The 14,461-nt window shown below is 45.7% G+C and carries 12 protein-coding genes and 1 riboswitch; of the genes, 8 read left to right on the forward strand and 4 right to left on the reverse strand.

Going from position 1 to position 14,461, the window contains the following annotated elements; all coding sequences use genetic code 11:
• Positions 1-5: 5 nt before the first annotated feature.
• Entirely contained in the window at positions 6-842 is an 837-nt protein-coding gene (gene cobA / locus CB4_RS19370) for a uroporphyrinogen-III C-methyltransferase (RefSeq protein ID WP_096467339.1), read from the reverse strand.
• A 113-nt stretch (positions 843-955) separates the two neighbouring features.
• Positions 956-1,063, reverse strand: a riboswitch (SAM riboswitch).
• A gap of 228 nt (positions 1,064-1,291) precedes the next feature.
• On the opposite strand from cobA, the gene gabT reads away from it, so the two are divergent.
• The 5 genes from gabT to CB4_RS19395 all read left to right on the forward strand — a co-directional run bounded on the left by gabT (position 1,292) and on the right by CB4_RS19395 (position 8,299).
• Entirely contained in the window at positions 1,292-2,647 is a 1,356-nt protein-coding gene (gene gabT / locus CB4_RS19375; protein WP_096467340.1) for a 4-aminobutyrate--2-oxoglutarate transaminase, read from the forward strand.
• Positions 2,648-2,673: 26 nt separating this feature from the next.
• Positions 2,674-4,110, forward strand: coding sequence for an aldehyde dehydrogenase family protein (locus CB4_RS19380; RefSeq protein ID WP_096467341.1), 1,437 nt, complete (start codon positions 2,674-2,676; stop codon positions 4,108-4,110).
• Positions 4,111-4,160: 50 nt separating this feature from the next.
• Positions 4,161-5,816 carry a sigma-54 interaction domain-containing protein gene (locus CB4_RS19385; RefSeq protein ID WP_231956076.1) on the forward strand — a complete coding sequence of 552 codons (1,656 nt, stop codon included), beginning with the start codon at positions 4,161-4,163 and terminating at the stop codon, positions 5,814-5,816.
• A gap of 1 nt (position 5,817) precedes the next feature.
• On the forward strand, positions 5,818-6,081 hold the full coding sequence (locus CB4_RS19390; RefSeq protein ID WP_096467342.1) for a hypothetical protein: 264 nt from the start codon (positions 5,818-5,820) through the stop codon (positions 6,079-6,081).
• Positions 6,082-6,250: 169 nt separating this feature from the next.
• Positions 6,251-8,299 carry a methyl-accepting chemotaxis protein gene (locus CB4_RS19395; protein WP_096467343.1) on the forward strand — a complete coding sequence of 683 codons (2,049 nt, stop codon included), beginning with the start codon at positions 6,251-6,253 and terminating at the stop codon, positions 8,297-8,299.
• Between the two features lie 68 nt (positions 8,300-8,367).
• On the opposite strand, the gene CB4_RS19400 is transcribed toward CB4_RS19395, so the two are convergent.
• From CB4_RS19400 to CB4_RS19410, 3 genes are all read right to left on the reverse strand, one after another.
• A complete protein-coding gene (locus tag CB4_RS19400) occupies positions 8,368-8,910 on the reverse strand; it encodes a hypothetical protein (protein WP_231956077.1) in 543 nt (180 codons plus the stop codon).
• A gap of 141 nt (positions 8,911-9,051) precedes the next feature.
• A complete protein-coding gene (locus CB4_RS19405) occupies positions 9,052-10,209 on the reverse strand; it encodes an RNA-guided endonuclease InsQ/TnpB family protein (protein ID WP_096467345.1) in 1,158 nt (385 codons plus the stop codon).
• Between the two features lie 180 nt (positions 10,210-10,389).
• Positions 10,390-10,593, reverse strand: coding sequence for a hypothetical protein (locus tag CB4_RS19410; RefSeq protein ID WP_096467346.1), 204 nt, complete (start codon positions 10,591-10,593; stop codon positions 10,390-10,392).
• A gap of 175 nt (positions 10,594-10,768) precedes the next feature.
• Here CB4_RS19410 and CB4_RS19415 point away from each other — a divergent pair, with 175 nt between their 5' ends.
• The 3 genes from CB4_RS19415 to CB4_RS19425 are packed head-to-tail and all read left to right on the forward strand — an operon-like array spanning position 10,769 to position 14,453.
• Complete coding sequence (locus tag CB4_RS19415) at positions 10,769-11,860, forward strand: endospore germination permease (RefSeq protein ID WP_096467347.1); 1,092 nt, start codon at positions 10,769-10,771, stop codon at positions 11,858-11,860.
• Positions 11,857-13,287, forward strand: coding sequence for a spore germination protein (locus CB4_RS19420; protein WP_096467348.1), 1,431 nt, complete (start codon positions 11,857-11,859; stop codon positions 13,285-13,287). Before CB4_RS19415 ends, CB4_RS19420 begins: the two co-directional genes overlap by 4 nt.
• Complete coding sequence (locus CB4_RS19425; RefSeq protein ID WP_096467349.1) at positions 13,284-14,453, forward strand: Ger(x)C family spore germination protein; 1,170 nt, start codon at positions 13,284-13,286, stop codon at positions 14,451-14,453. The genes CB4_RS19420 and CB4_RS19425 overlap by 4 nt, the downstream gene beginning before the upstream one ends.
• Positions 14,454-14,461 lie beyond the last annotated feature (8 nt).

The raw sequence follows: 14,461 nt of genomic DNA on the forward strand, positions 1-14,461 counted from the left end.
TTCTTCTATTGAATATTTGCCGAGCCGACTGTGGCTTCGACTTGTGGCAGGTGGCGTATCAGCCCCTGCCCGCTGCTTTGGAATACGTGCTGCTTAGACTCGAACCAGGCCAGTTTCTCCCGCAGCTTTACCACATCACCCACGATAATAATAGCCGGCGAGGTGAAGCCCGCACGCTTTACATCATCTATAATAGTAGCAAGCGTTCCAACAAGCGTATCCTGCTGATCGATGTACGTTCCCCAACGAACGAGTGCTACCGGTGTATGATCTGCACGACCATGGAACAACAATGCACTCACAATCTCAGGAAGATTCCCTACTCCCATATAAAAAACAAGTGTATCAACCGCTGTCGCAAGCTTTTCCCACTCAATCGTTGTTGGCTGGCCCGCCTTTGCATGACCGGTAACGATTGCAAATGATGAGCCGTACTCCCGATGTGTCACCGGGATACCTGCATATGCTGGGGCAGCGATGCCTGCCGTAACACCCGGTACAATTTCAAACGGAATGCCTACTTCTACACAAGCTTCCGCTTCTTCACCACCGCGTCCGAATACGAACGGATCGCCACCCTTCAGTCGTACGACTTGCTTGCCTGCCTGCGCATAGCGCACCAGTTCCTGATTAATCTGCTCCTGTGGCATGCTGTGATTACCCGATAACTTCCCACAGTACACAAGCTTTGCTTCATTCCGGGCGTATGTCAGCAGATGAGGGTGAACAAGCCGATCATATACGATCACATCTGCCTGTTTGATCAACTCTGCACCCCGTATCGTAATTAACTTTGGATCTCCTGGGCCTGCTCCTACCAGGTATACTTTTCCTGTTCGCATCTTTCTCCCTCATTTCTTCAAGTAAGTTTATAAGGTTAATGTGTTTATAACGTGCAAAAAGCCCTTCCTCGTAAAAGAAGAAGGGCGTAATCACCGTAACGGCATCCCCCTCTTCCTCATCTTCAAGCATGCGCTTCTGGAGTTGGCACCGTTCAAACCGCTATGGTTTAATGGTTGCCGAGGCATCATCGGGCCAGTCCCTCTGCCTCTCTGGATAAGAAAGAAGAAATCATATTTGTTTAATGGGATTTATAACTGAGTCTGATTATATACTCACTTTTCGGAAACATCAAGTTTTTATTTAATTCATAAATGACGAATTTTAAGTCATAATAGAATTATATTATGATGGTTTTACGTGAAAAATCGTTATTTTCTCTGTGTTTTAAAGTTGGCATCATTATTGCATAACCTTTATTGTAATTACACATATAGGAGGTCCTTACCCCATGTCTTATAAATTTGCCAATGTAAAAACACCAGTACCAGGCCCGAAAGCACAAGAACTGCTCAACCGTCGCCAGCAGTATGTTCCAAAAGGCGTCAGCTATGGCATCCCTACATTTGTAGAACGCGCGGAAGGCGCACTCCTTACTGACGTAGACGGCAACACATTCATCGATTTCGCAGGCGCAATCGGTACAATCAACGTTGGTCACTGTGCACCAGAAGTTGTCGAAGCCCTGCACGATCAAGTTGACAAATACATTCATACAGGCTTCAACGTTATGATGTACGACTCATACATTGAACTTGCAGAGCGTTTGGCTAAACTCGCACCAGGAGATCATGATAAACAAGTTATGTTCCTCAACAGTGGCGCAGAGGCAGTGGAAAACGCTGTTAAAATCGCTCGTAAATATACAAAACGCCCGGCTGTTATCGTATTCTCACGTGGTTTCCACGGTCGTACGCTGCTGACTATGTCAATGACAAGTAAAGTAAAACCTTACAAATATGAATTCGGTCCATTCGCATCTGAAATCTATAAAGCACCATACCACTACTCATACCGTCGTCCAGAAGGCATGACAGAGGAAGATTACGACACATACATCCTCGATGAGTTCAAAACATTCCTCAAAGGCGATGTTGCACCAGAAATGGTCGCAGCTGTTGTTATGGAACCTGTACAAGGAGAAGGCGGTTTCGTCGTTCCATCACAAAAATTCGTACAAGGCGTAGCTAAGATTTGTAAAGAACACGGCATGCTGTTCGTAGCGGATGAAATCCAAACAGGCTTCTGCCGCACAGGTAAAACATTTGCCATCGAACACTTCGATGTTGTACCGGATCTGATGACAGTTTCTAAATCACTAGGTGCAGGTGTACCGATCAGTGGTGTTATCGGTCGCAAAGAAATCATGGAAGCAGCAAACCCAGGCGAACTCGGCGGCACATACGCAGGAAGCCCACTCGGTTGCCGCGCAGCACTGGCTGTACTCGATATCATTGAAAAACACGATCTCAACAAAAAATCAAACGATGTCGGTGCTAAAGTTATGGAGCGCTTCGCCCGTCTTGCTGAGAAATACGATATAATTGGAGATGTGCGTGGCCTTGGCGCGATGTGCGCAATTGAGTTTGTTATGGACCGTGCAACACGCGAACCAAACAAAGACGTTGTAACTCACCTCGTTGCTGAAGCTAACAAACGTGGACTTATTACATTAAACGCTGGTCTATTTGGCAATGTGCTTCGCGTATTAATGCCACTCGTAATCACAGATGAGCAGCTTGAAGAAGGCCTCGATATCATCGAAGAATCACTCGCAGTCGCTGTGTCCGCACTACAAAACCGCTAATTGATCAGACGAAAGGAGCGTAACCCATGACTCAAACCGTAGAAAAGAAACACCTGTATCTTGCAGGCGAAAAGAAGGAAGCCTCTTCCTACAAACAGCTCCGCTCCCCACATACTGGGGAGGTTATCGCTGACGTGGCCGTTGGAACACGTGCGGACATGAAAAAAGCGATCGACCATGCGGACATCGCTGCGAAAGAAATGGCAAAAATGCCGGCCCACCGCCGCGCTGCTATCCTGCAGGAGGTATCTCGCCTGCTCGCTGAGCGAAAAGAAGAAGCTGCACGTATTCTTGCTCTTGAAGCGGCGAAGCCAATCACGGTTGCACGTGGCGAAATCGCCCGTACAGTCGAAACGTATCAGTTCGCAGCTGACGAAGCACGCCGCCTGCATGGTGAAACCATTCCTCTCGATGCGTCTGCCATGGGTGAGAATCGCGTAGCGTACACCGTTCGTGAGCCGCTTGGCGTTGTAGGTGCTATTACACCTTTCAACTTCCCGTTCAACCTGGTAGCACACAAACTTGGACCTGCATTCGCAGCTGGCAACGTTGTCGTTCTCAAACCAGCCGATCAAACACCGCTATCTTCTTACTTCATCGCGGATCTATTTGAAGAAGCAGGGTTGCCAGCAGGCGCTCTTCAGGTCATTCCTGGACCGGGCAGCGAAGTAGGCGATGAGCTGACAATCGATCCGCGTGTGAAGCTTGTTACGTTCACAGGTAGCCCGGAAGTCGGTACGCTGATCCGCCAGAAAGCAGGACTGAAACGCGTGGTGCTTGAACTTGGTTCGAACTCTGGTCTGATCATTGACGAAGGTTATGATATCGACCGTATTGTGAAACGCACCGTAACAGGAGCATTCACATTCATGGGCCAGGTATGCATCTCCCTGCAGCGCATCTATGTACATCGTTCACTGTACGATGCATTTGTCGAAAAATTCGTAGTGGAAACAAACAATCTTCGCATCGGTGATCCGCTTGATGAGAGTACAGACATCTCAGCTCTGATCTCACAACGCGATGTAGACCGGATTGCGGAATGGGTAGACGAAGCCCACAAACTTGGCGCACGCGTGCTGACAGGCGGTACAGAAGGCAGCATCGTGAAGCCAACTGTGATCGTCGATGTTCCACCTCATGCTAAAGTAAGCTGCCAGGAAACATTTGCCCCAGTTGTGGTCATCAGCCCATACGATGAGCTAGATGAAGCAATCGACGCGGTGAACGATTCCCGTTTCGGACTGCAAGCTGGATTCTATACCAATGATATCGAACGTGCTTTCTATGCATCAGATCGCCTTGAAGTGGGCGGCGTGATGATTAACGACTTCCCTACTTTCCGTGTTGACCAAATGCCATACGGCGGTGTAAAAGAAAGCGGAATGGGACGCGAAGGCATTAAATATGCAACAGAAGAAATGACCGAGATGAAGCTGATCTGCTTTAACCGCAACCGCTAATCGCGAAGCGCTTGTCAATGACGGCGCCCTGCACATAAAGGAGACGTCTCATGACAACAAAGTTTGATCCTGCACCATTTCTTGACCAATTTGCTCTCGGCTTTTGCCGGCTTGACGAAGATGTTCTCCAGTACAACGAACGGATTAAAGAATGGTATCTTATGAATGGCTGGACGGTGGATACGCTTGCCGGGCATATCCATCGTCGCCTGACAAGTGGTGACACACAGTTTGCACTCGATGGGTATCTCTGGGAAGGACATATTCCAGCAGACACTCATGCTTCCATATGGGTCGTATTCCCACATGAGACAAAAATCTTGCATGCACCAGAAGAATATGAGCATCTGTACGCTGAATTACAAAGCGTATTTGACGCTTCGTATGACGAGATTTTCGTTACGGATGGCGCAGGCTACACCGTTCGGGTCAATAGTGCGTGCGAACGCAATTACGGACTTGCAGCCGAAGATATCATTGGACGACACGTTAATGATCTTGTCGCAGATGGCATTTTTTCACGCTCCGCGACCCTTGATGTCATCAAGAAGCGAGAGCGTATTAACCTCATTCAAGAGACGCAGAACGGACGGAAGTTACTGGTTACCGCAACACCCGTGTTCTCATCAGATGGTGAAGTCATCCGGGTCGTTAGTAACTCACGTGACATTACCGAGCTTCTACACCTGCGTGAACAACTAGACCAGCTGCAAGAGAGGGTCGAAAGTTACGAGGAAGCTCTCCAAAACCAGGAAGCATCCTCCGGCATGACACTGACTGTACGCAGTCCAGCCATGCTGAAAATTCTAGCTAAAGTAGAAAAAGTAGCCCGGGTAGACAGTACGATTCTTCTGCTCGGTGAATCGGGTGTCGGTAAAACCCACCTCGTTCACTACCTGCACAATTTAAGTGCACGCCGGGCTGCCCCACTTCTTTCTATCAACTGTAGTGCCCTGCCGGAATCACTCATTGAATCCGAGCTGTTCGGCTATGAGTCCGGTGCTTTCTCCGGTGCGTTGCAGAAGGGTAAAAAAGGGTTGTTTGAAGCGGCAAACGGGGGCACGTTGTTCCTTGACGAGATCGGAGAGCTGCCGTTAACTGTACAGGCTAAGCTGCTTACTGCCCTGCAGGAACGGAAGTTTTTCCGCGTCGGCGGCACCACCCCTGTTCATGTAGATGTACGTATCATCGCCGCCACGAATCAAGATTTAAAACAAAAAGTGGAGACCAAGACGTTCCGCAGCGACCTCTATTACCGGTTAAATGTCATTCCCATCACCGTTCCCCCACTGCGCGAACGACGGGAGGATATTGTCCCACTAGCCTTACGCTTCCTTGATGAATTCAAGGAGCAGTACGGCATCGCTAAGCGCCTTACTCACACAGGTGCAGAGGAGCTTAGGCGGGCGTCCTGGCAGGGAAACATCCGGGAGCTGCGTAATTTTCTTGAGCGTCTGGTCGTCACCGTTGACGAGGACGAGCTAACAGCGGCACACATCGCAGGCGCCTTAGCCGACGAACGCAATGAAGAGCCACCGGCACAGGTTTCCACCCTGCCGTTGAAAGAGCAGCTTGACTGGTACGAAGGCCAGATTGTACGACGGGCGTATGAGACATGCCGCAGTACGTACGAACTCGCCGAACTGCTGGGCATCAGTCAGTCCAGCGCGGTACGAAAAGTGAATAAATACGTAAAGGAAATATAAGATGCGAGTCACAATACACGGGAAACAATCATCTGAAACGATGGACATCCACCTGGACCGCTCTCATACGGTCGGCTCCATCATTCAGATTATCCTTGCGATTCATCCATGGCTGTATCAAGAAATTCCGCCTGGCCGGGACCGGAATTCTCTCGAACAGATTATGACCGTCCGGACAGCTGACCACCCCGCTCTTATGTTTGATGATTCCGTGGAAAACGATGTTGAACTAGAAATAACTTTCCATGATATTGTAGAGTCATAATCATAACCGGGCGGATACATTCCGGTTCATGATGAACGAATAATTGCCGATTATAAAAGCACCGGGGAATCCCGGTGCTTTTACTCTATTATTACCAATACTTTATACCCATCATTTGTGTTATAATTAAGAAAAACAAAATATTCAGCAATTACATGGGGGGAATTCTATGAGATTCTCAAGCATTAAACTACGTACTATGCTTTCCATTCTTCCAGTGACCATCCTTACACTTATCGCTCTTGTTTTCATCTCTTATTTTTATTCCCGCTCCCTCATCGAAAATGAAATTTCCCAGAAAATGAATTATCAACTGGACAGCGTCAGTACAGCTTTACAAAACCGAATTACGGCTCACAGTAAGGTAACAGAAGGGCTGGCACGTTCTATAGAAGTAAGTGCTGCCTCCCTCACACCGGACCAGTATATCGCTATGCTGAAAAATAATGTAGGGATAAATGAAGATACATTCGGTCTGGGTGTTTTCTTTGAACCGTACCACTACCGTCCAGGTCTCAAATACTTCTCGTACTATGCGTATCGCAATAACGGCTCTATCTCCCATACAGATGAGTACAGCAAAGAAGCGTACAATTACCCTAATCAGGACTGGTACAAAGCGGGCAAGGCTTCTAAAGATCCCGTTGCCTATACCGCTCCTTATTTTGATTCTGTGACCCAGGTTTCCATGGTAACCGCATCTGTTCCTCTTTACGACCGGAACAAAAACTTTATCGGTGTAGCAACAGGCGATATTAATTTAACTAACTTGCAAAAAATCGTGACCGAAACAAAAGTCGGGTCTACCGGGTGGGCATTTCTTCTCGACAGCAATGGCACCTATCTCGCACAACCTGATGCAAAGAAAGTAATGACCACAAAGTTGAATCAAGATCCAAATGCGTCACTGGCCAAGCTAGCCAACAGCATGCTTACCGAACAAAAAGGGAGAGCTTCTTTCACCGATCAAAACGGGACAAACGATCTGTTCTTCACAAAAATCCCTCATACAAACTGGGTACTCGCTATGGTGATGCCGGAAAAAGAACTGTTTGCTCCACTGCAATCGCTGCTTAACCGCTTACTGCTCATCAGTGTCATCTCCATTTTTGTCATTGTGGCCGTTATTTTACTGTATAGCCGCTATATTACATCGAATATTAAAAAAATTAATGACGCTTCCCTGGTGCTGGCAGAAGGAGATTTCACACAGACGATTGCCGTTAACTCAGCGGATGAATTTGGTCAGATGGCTCAAAACTTCAATGATATGACAGGAAAAATACGTGATCTGATGGGTCATGTATCCAATAACTCTCACCATGTAGCCGCGACCGCTGAGCAACTGACAGCGAGCGCAGAACAGACAAGCCAGGCAACCGAACAAATTGCCGTCTCGATTCAAGAAGTTGCTTCCGGGGCTGATACTCAATCAAAAATCGTATCGGATACAAACCGCCTCGTAGAAAATGTATCCGACCGCATGCAGCTTATCACGCAAAAGATCCAGAGTGTAAACGGAGCTTCTCATCATGCAGCCAGCACTTCTACCACAGGGATTGAAGTCATGGAAAACATGCGGAAGCAGATTACGACCATTCACGAAAAAGTCCACCGCTCTTCTGATGTCGTCAATACTCTCGGACAGAAGTCGGAAGAAATCGGAAATATTCTATCATTAATTACATCTATCGCTGAACAAACCAATCTGCTTGCTCTTAACGCTGCCATTGAAGCAGCACGTGCTGGAGAACACGGGAAAGGCTTCGCAGTTGTGGCGGATGAAGTCCGCAAACTGGCCGAACAATCGGCCAATGCAGCCGGTGAAATTCATACACTGATTACACAAATTCAAACAGAAAGCGGAAATGCAGTAGAAGCCATGCAGGAAGGAAGTACAGCTGTAAACGAAGGCATCACGATGGTCAGCAACGCTTCTCATGCTTTTGAAGAGATTCGTACCGCTGTTGGAGGCGTGTCTACTCAGATTGAAGAAGCTACTGATTCATTTATAAAGATTCAGTCCGGCATTACCCAAATCGTACAAGCTATGAACGATCTTACTCATACCTTTGAACTGGCTGCTGAGAATACGCAGCACGTAGCGGCAGCTGTAGAAGAACAGACTGCTTCTATGGAGGAAGTGGCGAGCGCTTCTACCCTGTTGTCACGATCAGCAGAAGAGCTGAATGAAGTTGTAAGTCGTTTTAAAGTCTAATCGTAAGAAAGAGGCTGCCTCAATGCCATGTTCTGGCTTTTTGGACAGCCTCTTTCTCTTTTTCCCTGCTATTCCTGACCGCTCAATCGCCGCAATGACAGCACTGTATGATCCACAATGCTCACAAGATCTTCTACATTATCTTCGTTAATCTTACGTCCAAAATCAAGCGTCACCGTATTCTCGTACCGGATCGGAGCTCCCTCAGGATCGTATACAAAAGACAGAGACTGCCTAATCTCCGGTCGTCCCCCCCATACGTCTACGAGCATGTCCGCAATCTCTTCACATTCTGCCAGGCTGTCCACATACAGGGCAAATGACACGCGCAGCAGGCAACCAAGGCGCTCGATCGGCGCAAGCTCCAGCACTTCTCCCGCAAGATCAGACGCGCTTGCAAGCAGCGTCATACGCGCAGCAGGCTTCTCGCCTCCTCTTGCTTCCCGATCCTGAAACTCAATCCGGTATTCACGGGACATCGTCGCCAGGTCCACACGATCTTTCCGTGCTGTTACCAGGATAGCACCCGCAAGGTCAAGATCATACACGGCTCCTTCAAGGGCAACTTTCATATTCTCATAAATCGTCGGATCAAACATGGCCTCTGCCACTTAAAACATAGACAAACGTCTATGTTAAGAGTTTTCCTGCTTCATCCTGCCCCGTCTCGCCACTTGCCCGCTACTACGGTTTGTTTGACAGTCCACAGGCGTAAATTCCCGACTAGCCATCGGTACATATACACCGCTTCGTTAGGTTAATACGGTATATTCCGTTGCTTGTTTCAGATTCAAGGATGCGTTGAAGTCACGATCTAAGCTTATTCCGCAGTTTTCACAGATGAAAGTACGCTCACTTAGGGAGAGTTGTACCTTTTTATGCCCACAGCAACTACATAGCTTAGACGATGGATAAAACGCACCGACTTCTCGCACTTCAATCCCGTACTTCCTACATACGGATAGAAGTTTCAACTTGAAATCATAGAATCCCTGATTGGAAACGGCTCTTGCTACATGTCTGTTCTTGACCATTCCTTTTACGTTTAATTTCTCCAATGTGATAAATGCTGGCTTGGTTTTCACCAGCATACTCACAACATAGGAACGGTACGCTGAACGTATATTAGCAAGTCGCATGTGCAACGTTTGCACTCTCAACACAGCTTTGCGTATGTTACTTCCGCGATAAGTGGCAGACTTTTCACCTCTCTTTCGTTGCTCATATTTTCTTGATAACGCACGTTGCGCTCGTTTCAGTCGCTTTTCTGTGCGCTTAATTGCGGAAGTTTTGTTGATATTGCCGAATACTTGCCCGTCACTTTCACTCATAAAATCTTTTACTCCCACGTCAATTCCAATGCCGTCTCCTCGTTCTGCTTGCTCATAACGCTCCTGTACGTCAATCAATACACTAACAAAATATCGACCTGCTCTTTGTGATACTGTGCCACTTCGTACCTTTGCGTTTACCGGGATATAGCCCTTTTCTTTCAGGCGTACCCATCCAAGCGTAGGCATCTTTATGCGATGCCGTTCTACCGTCCAGTCTGTTTGGTTGTTCTTAGGGAAATAAGCTTTTACATCCTGATTCTTTTTCTTCTTGAAGCGTGGATACTTGGCTAATCCCTTAAAGAACTTTTTGAACGCTTTCTCCCCGTTCACCATCGCCTGTTTAACCGCTTTGGATGATACTTCCTTCATCCACTTATACTCATCTTGCTTAGAAATATCATGATTTACAAGTTTGGAAAAGTCGTTGGCTGTAAGGAACGTCTTATCTTTCTCGTACTGCTCTTTATTCTTGGAAAGATACAGATTGTAAATAAATCGACACGTCCCAATGGTTCGGTTGATCTTGTCCGCTTGCTCTGGTGTAGGATAGATTTCCGTCTTACATCCACGTAACATCTACTTTCACCCCCAAAAGAACTGAAAGAGTAATTGCAGGAAGAGGCGAAAAAGGAACACCGGTCTTTATCCAATTACATTATGACGTTGCTTCAAAATCGCATCACTCCGAAATAATGGAGTGGTTTTTCTATGTTTGTAGATGGTTGTCTACGTTTTTAAGAACTGTTCTACATCTCCTTACCGCGACCGCTGCTTCAGTTGCTTGCGCCGCTGTTCATCTTCCAACGAATTTTTCGCAGCGATCGCATCATAATCAACGCGCAGGTTGCCACGAACAGTCTGCGTAATCGCCGTCACAATCCCACCGAAAAATACAATCAAAATGATAACACCTATAATAAAAAGCATAATCATAGCTGGACTTGAAAACATAACAGACAAACGTAATCCCTCCTAACCTCTTCTGTATTTTTTTATTATACCCTAATTTCCGACTTACTCAGAGTGTTTAAGAGAAGAGAGAACACATGTCTGATTGCAAAAATTTTCTTTAAGGAAATAAAAAATACGTTTCAGGAAACATTACACATAAGCCGCTTACAGAAAGAGGGGTACGATGCAAAACTCGGAGTCGATTACGATATTTCATATGACATTGCTAAGCATGACGGCAATTGGGTTCAAAAATCATGTACTAATCATCCCTCCCTTGCTGCAGAGCGCTGGCCGTGATGCCTGGATTTCCTTACTTATTGCGCTTATTTTCAGCTTACTCTGGGGCTTATTGTTGATATACATCCATAACGGAATGCAACAACAACACATTACTCAGTGGCTCACACAGCGAATTGGAAAATTTTTCACCATCATTATCATAGCTATGATTTGTATCTATATCACTTTACAAGCTGCTTATACATTACGAGATACAATTATATGGATAAAGATAAATTTTCTACCAAGCACACCACTTCCATTCGGAGGAGTTATACTTGGCTCGCTTTGTTGTCTGGCAGCAGCATCTGGATTGCGCACCTTATCCATTGTTAACTTTTTTTTGTTAGCAGTCGTGCTTGTTCTAGGTTTTTTTGTCGCGATTGTTAATCTGCAATTTAAAGACTATTCGTTGCTGTTACCTGTATTAGAGAACGGATTCAAACCTGTTTTGAAAGCATCTATTTATCCACAATCTGGAATAATAGAGCTTATTCTGTTTATCTTGCTTCAACAAAAAATTATGACTCCCTTTCGCTACCGCCATATTGTGGTGAATATCTTGCTTCTTGTCGGACTTACCCTGGGTCCACTAATCGGAGCCATTGCTGAATTCGGTCCCGTGGAAGCTTCCAAACAACAATATCCGGCCTATGAAGAATGGGGGCTGGTGCAAATCGGTCAGTTTGTTGAACATCTCGATTATTTATCGATTTACCAATGGTTCTCAGGGGTGTTTATTCGAACTTCCTTATTACTGCTTGTCATGATCGAATTGCTCAATATCCAGAAGAAACGCAATCGAAACATCTTATGGTTTGTCACTTTTGTCGTTGTTGTCATACTTACACAGCTACCAATTAGTGATATGAAGTTACACACCCTTCTCAAAGACGTGTTACTGCCAATGACTGTATTTTTTATGATCGGATTATCTCTCTTACTCACCCTGCTTGTACGTATCACACGCAAGAAAGGAAGCACGCAACAATGAATGAGCAAACGCTACGAGGCTTGTTTCATAAGTGTGAAGACATTACATTCCAACGATTTCATTTCGACCAGCATGTTGTGTTGTTCATATATTGCCAGGGCATGGTGAAAAATGACAGCATCAATACGGTCATTCTGGGGCGGCTACACCAGTTTTTTCAACACGAAAGCACCGTATCTAAAAATACGATTCAAGCACGTTTACATGTATCAGGTCTGCAAGAAATCAAAACGAAGGAGCAAGCAATAGATGCTGTGTTTTCCGGGAAGTTGCTTGTTGCATTCATGCAGGCTAACGTACTGTTTGCCATCGATATTGCTGATGTTCCCCAACGACAACCAGAAGAAACAAAAACCGAAGTGACCATCAATGGCCCACGCGATGATTTCATCGAAGACATCACCGTAAATGTAGCGCTTATTCGCAAGCGTCTGCGTACTACTACATTGTCATATGAACGCTTTATTGTCGGCAAACGCACGAAAACGACTGTGGGCGTGCTGTATATGAGCGACATTGCCAGTCCAGCTATTTTGCAACAAATCAAAGAGCGCTTACAGGCGATTGACGTTGACGGTATTCACAGCGGCAATCAACTACAAGAATTACTTAACGATCACCCGTACACGTTATTTCCACGCTATCAGTATACCGGGCGTCCTGATTTTGCCGTTCAGGGATTGCTAAGCGGACGATTTCTTATTCTCGTGGATGGGATCGCCTATGTTATTATCGCACCGGCAAATTTATTCTTATTATTAAAAGCAGGAGAAGATAACGAATATACCTTTCTATACAATTCATTTGAACGAGTTATGCGTATTTTTGGCGTACTAGCGGCAACTCTATTGCCCGGATTCTGGGTAGCACTTACATCTTTCCACCAAAACCAAATCCCACTTACGTTACTTGCTACCGTTGTCGAATCTCGCAGAGGTGTGCCGCTGCCAAGTGGATTGGAAGCGATATTAATGCTACTTTTATTTGAGCTCTTTCGTGAAGCAGGCATGCGATTGCCGATGGCTATTGGTCAAACACTTAGCGTAGTCGGTGGTTTAATTATGGGGGATGCAGCCATTCGTGCTGGTTTGACGAGTCCGGCAATGCTTGTCATTATTGGTGCCTCAAGCGTTTCTACATTCACCCTTGTGAATCAGCCGTTAATTGGTACCATTACATTGCTGCGATTTTTTATTCTGATCCTCTCATCCATATTCGGTTTTCCCGGATTTTTCTCAGCTTCTTTCTTTATCTTGCTGTACGTCGCCAGAATCCGGACATTTGGTGCGCCTTATTTAGGATTAGCGACCCGTGTAAACGTACAAAATATATTGCGGGCGGTATTTCGTTTGCCCGCTCAAAAGTATACTCACCGTCCTTCGGCACTTGATCCACAAGACCCAACCCGGACCGGAGAGAACTCATGATGCTAAAACAGATCATGGTAACACTGCTTATTCCCCTCCTTCTTTTATTGCCGGGGTGCTGGGATGGGAATGAACCCGAACGCATGGTGTATTTACACGGAATGGGCGTTGACTACAAAAACGGGCACTATATCGTCTATTTACAAATTATAAATGTGGGAAAATTAGCTAAATCAGAATCAGGAGGCGGAGGCGAACCTGCCCAGGTCGAAATCGGTCACGCTTCAGGCGAAAGTATAGATCAGGCGATTTTTAACTTGTATAAGTCTACACAACGGCGCGTATTCTGGGGACATCTAAGCTTCGTTGTCATGACTGAAGCCGCACTCAAGCAAGGAATAAACCCTGTCATTGACTTGATGGATCGCTATCGGGAAACACGCTATCGCATATGGATGTTCGGTACGAAAGGCTCTGGTAAGCATACAAGTTCGCTCCGGGACATACTATTATCGTTACCTATGATTGAGTTCTCCACAGCGTTAAACAAAGTTTCTGAACCCTACAATAATTACAATCAAAGCTCTTTCATTCGCCCGATTAACATGCGTGAGCTTATTATGCAATTAGACGAACCCGGACATGATGCAATTATTCCAACAGTAAGCATGACAAAAAATACATGGGAATCTAATGACAAACCTCGATCTGCCATTAAAGTAGACGGTGTAACCATTATTACTCCCAAACAATTCAAAGGGTTTTTACACGGAAATGAGACAGCCGGAATGCGCTGGATGACCAAAAAGTCAAAGCGGAACGAGCTTATTATAAAAAAGAACGGAAAGTCAATTGCTGGCCTGGTCATTGAGAAAACTAACGTTCATATTCACCCACGTATATCGGGGAAAACCGTTCAATTTGATATTAAAATAAAGACTAAGGCCACTATTAATGAATTTGATCAAAATAACGACATTGATTTTTTACAGAAGCAGGCAAGCCAAATCATTGAGAAAGAAGTGCAACATACCTATCAAAAAGCATTGGAATTACATGCGGATGTGTATCAATTATCCGAGACATTATACAAGCGAGAAATCAAAACGTGGAAACAAATCGAAAAAAATGGAGCCATTCCATTATCTAACGACTCTATTACTGTGCATGCTGAAGTGTTCATCACCGACTCCGGTAAACAACTTCCACTACAAACGATCGAGTAATAGGACAT

The sequence above is a fragment of the Aneurinibacillus soli genome, assembly GCF_002355375.1.
GTDB lineage: Bacteria > Bacillota > Bacilli > Aneurinibacillales > Aneurinibacillaceae > Aneurinibacillus > Aneurinibacillus soli.

Bases quoted from the DNA above. Each gene is read 5' to 3' on its own strand.
- CB4_RS19385 (WP_231956076.1), top strand. From the start codon at position 4,161: ATGACAACAAAGTTTGATCCTGCACCATTTCTTGACCAATTTGCTCTC.
- CB4_RS19415 (WP_096467347.1), top strand. From the start codon at position 10,769: ATGCAAAACTCGGAGTCGATTACGATATTTCATATGACATTGCTAAGC.
- gabT (WP_096467340.1), top strand. From the start codon at position 1,292: ATGTCTTATAAATTTGCCAATGTAAAAACACCAGTACCAGGCCCGAAA.
- CB4_RS19395 (WP_096467343.1), top strand. From the start codon at position 6,251: ATGAGATTCTCAAGCATTAAACTACGTACTATGCTTTCCATTCTTCCA.
- CB4_RS19425 (WP_096467349.1), top strand. From the start codon at position 13,284: ATGATGCTAAAACAGATCATGGTAACACTGCTTATTCCCCTCCTTCTT.
- CB4_RS19420 (WP_096467348.1), top strand. From the start codon at position 11,857: ATGAATGAGCAAACGCTACGAGGCTTGTTTCATAAGTGTGAAGACATT.
- CB4_RS19380 (WP_096467341.1), top strand. From the start codon at position 2,674: ATGACTCAAACCGTAGAAAAGAAACACCTGTATCTTGCAGGCGAAAAG.
- CB4_RS19390 (WP_096467342.1), top strand. From the start codon at position 5,818: ATGCGAGTCACAATACACGGGAAACAATCATCTGAAACGATGGACATC.
- cobA (WP_096467339.1), bottom strand. From the start codon at position 842: ATGCGAACAGGAAAAGTATACCTGGTAGGAGCAGGCCCAGGAGATCCA.
- CB4_RS19405 (WP_096467345.1), bottom strand. From the start codon at position 10,209: ATGTTACGTGGATGTAAGACGGAAATCTATCCTACACCAGAGCAAGCG.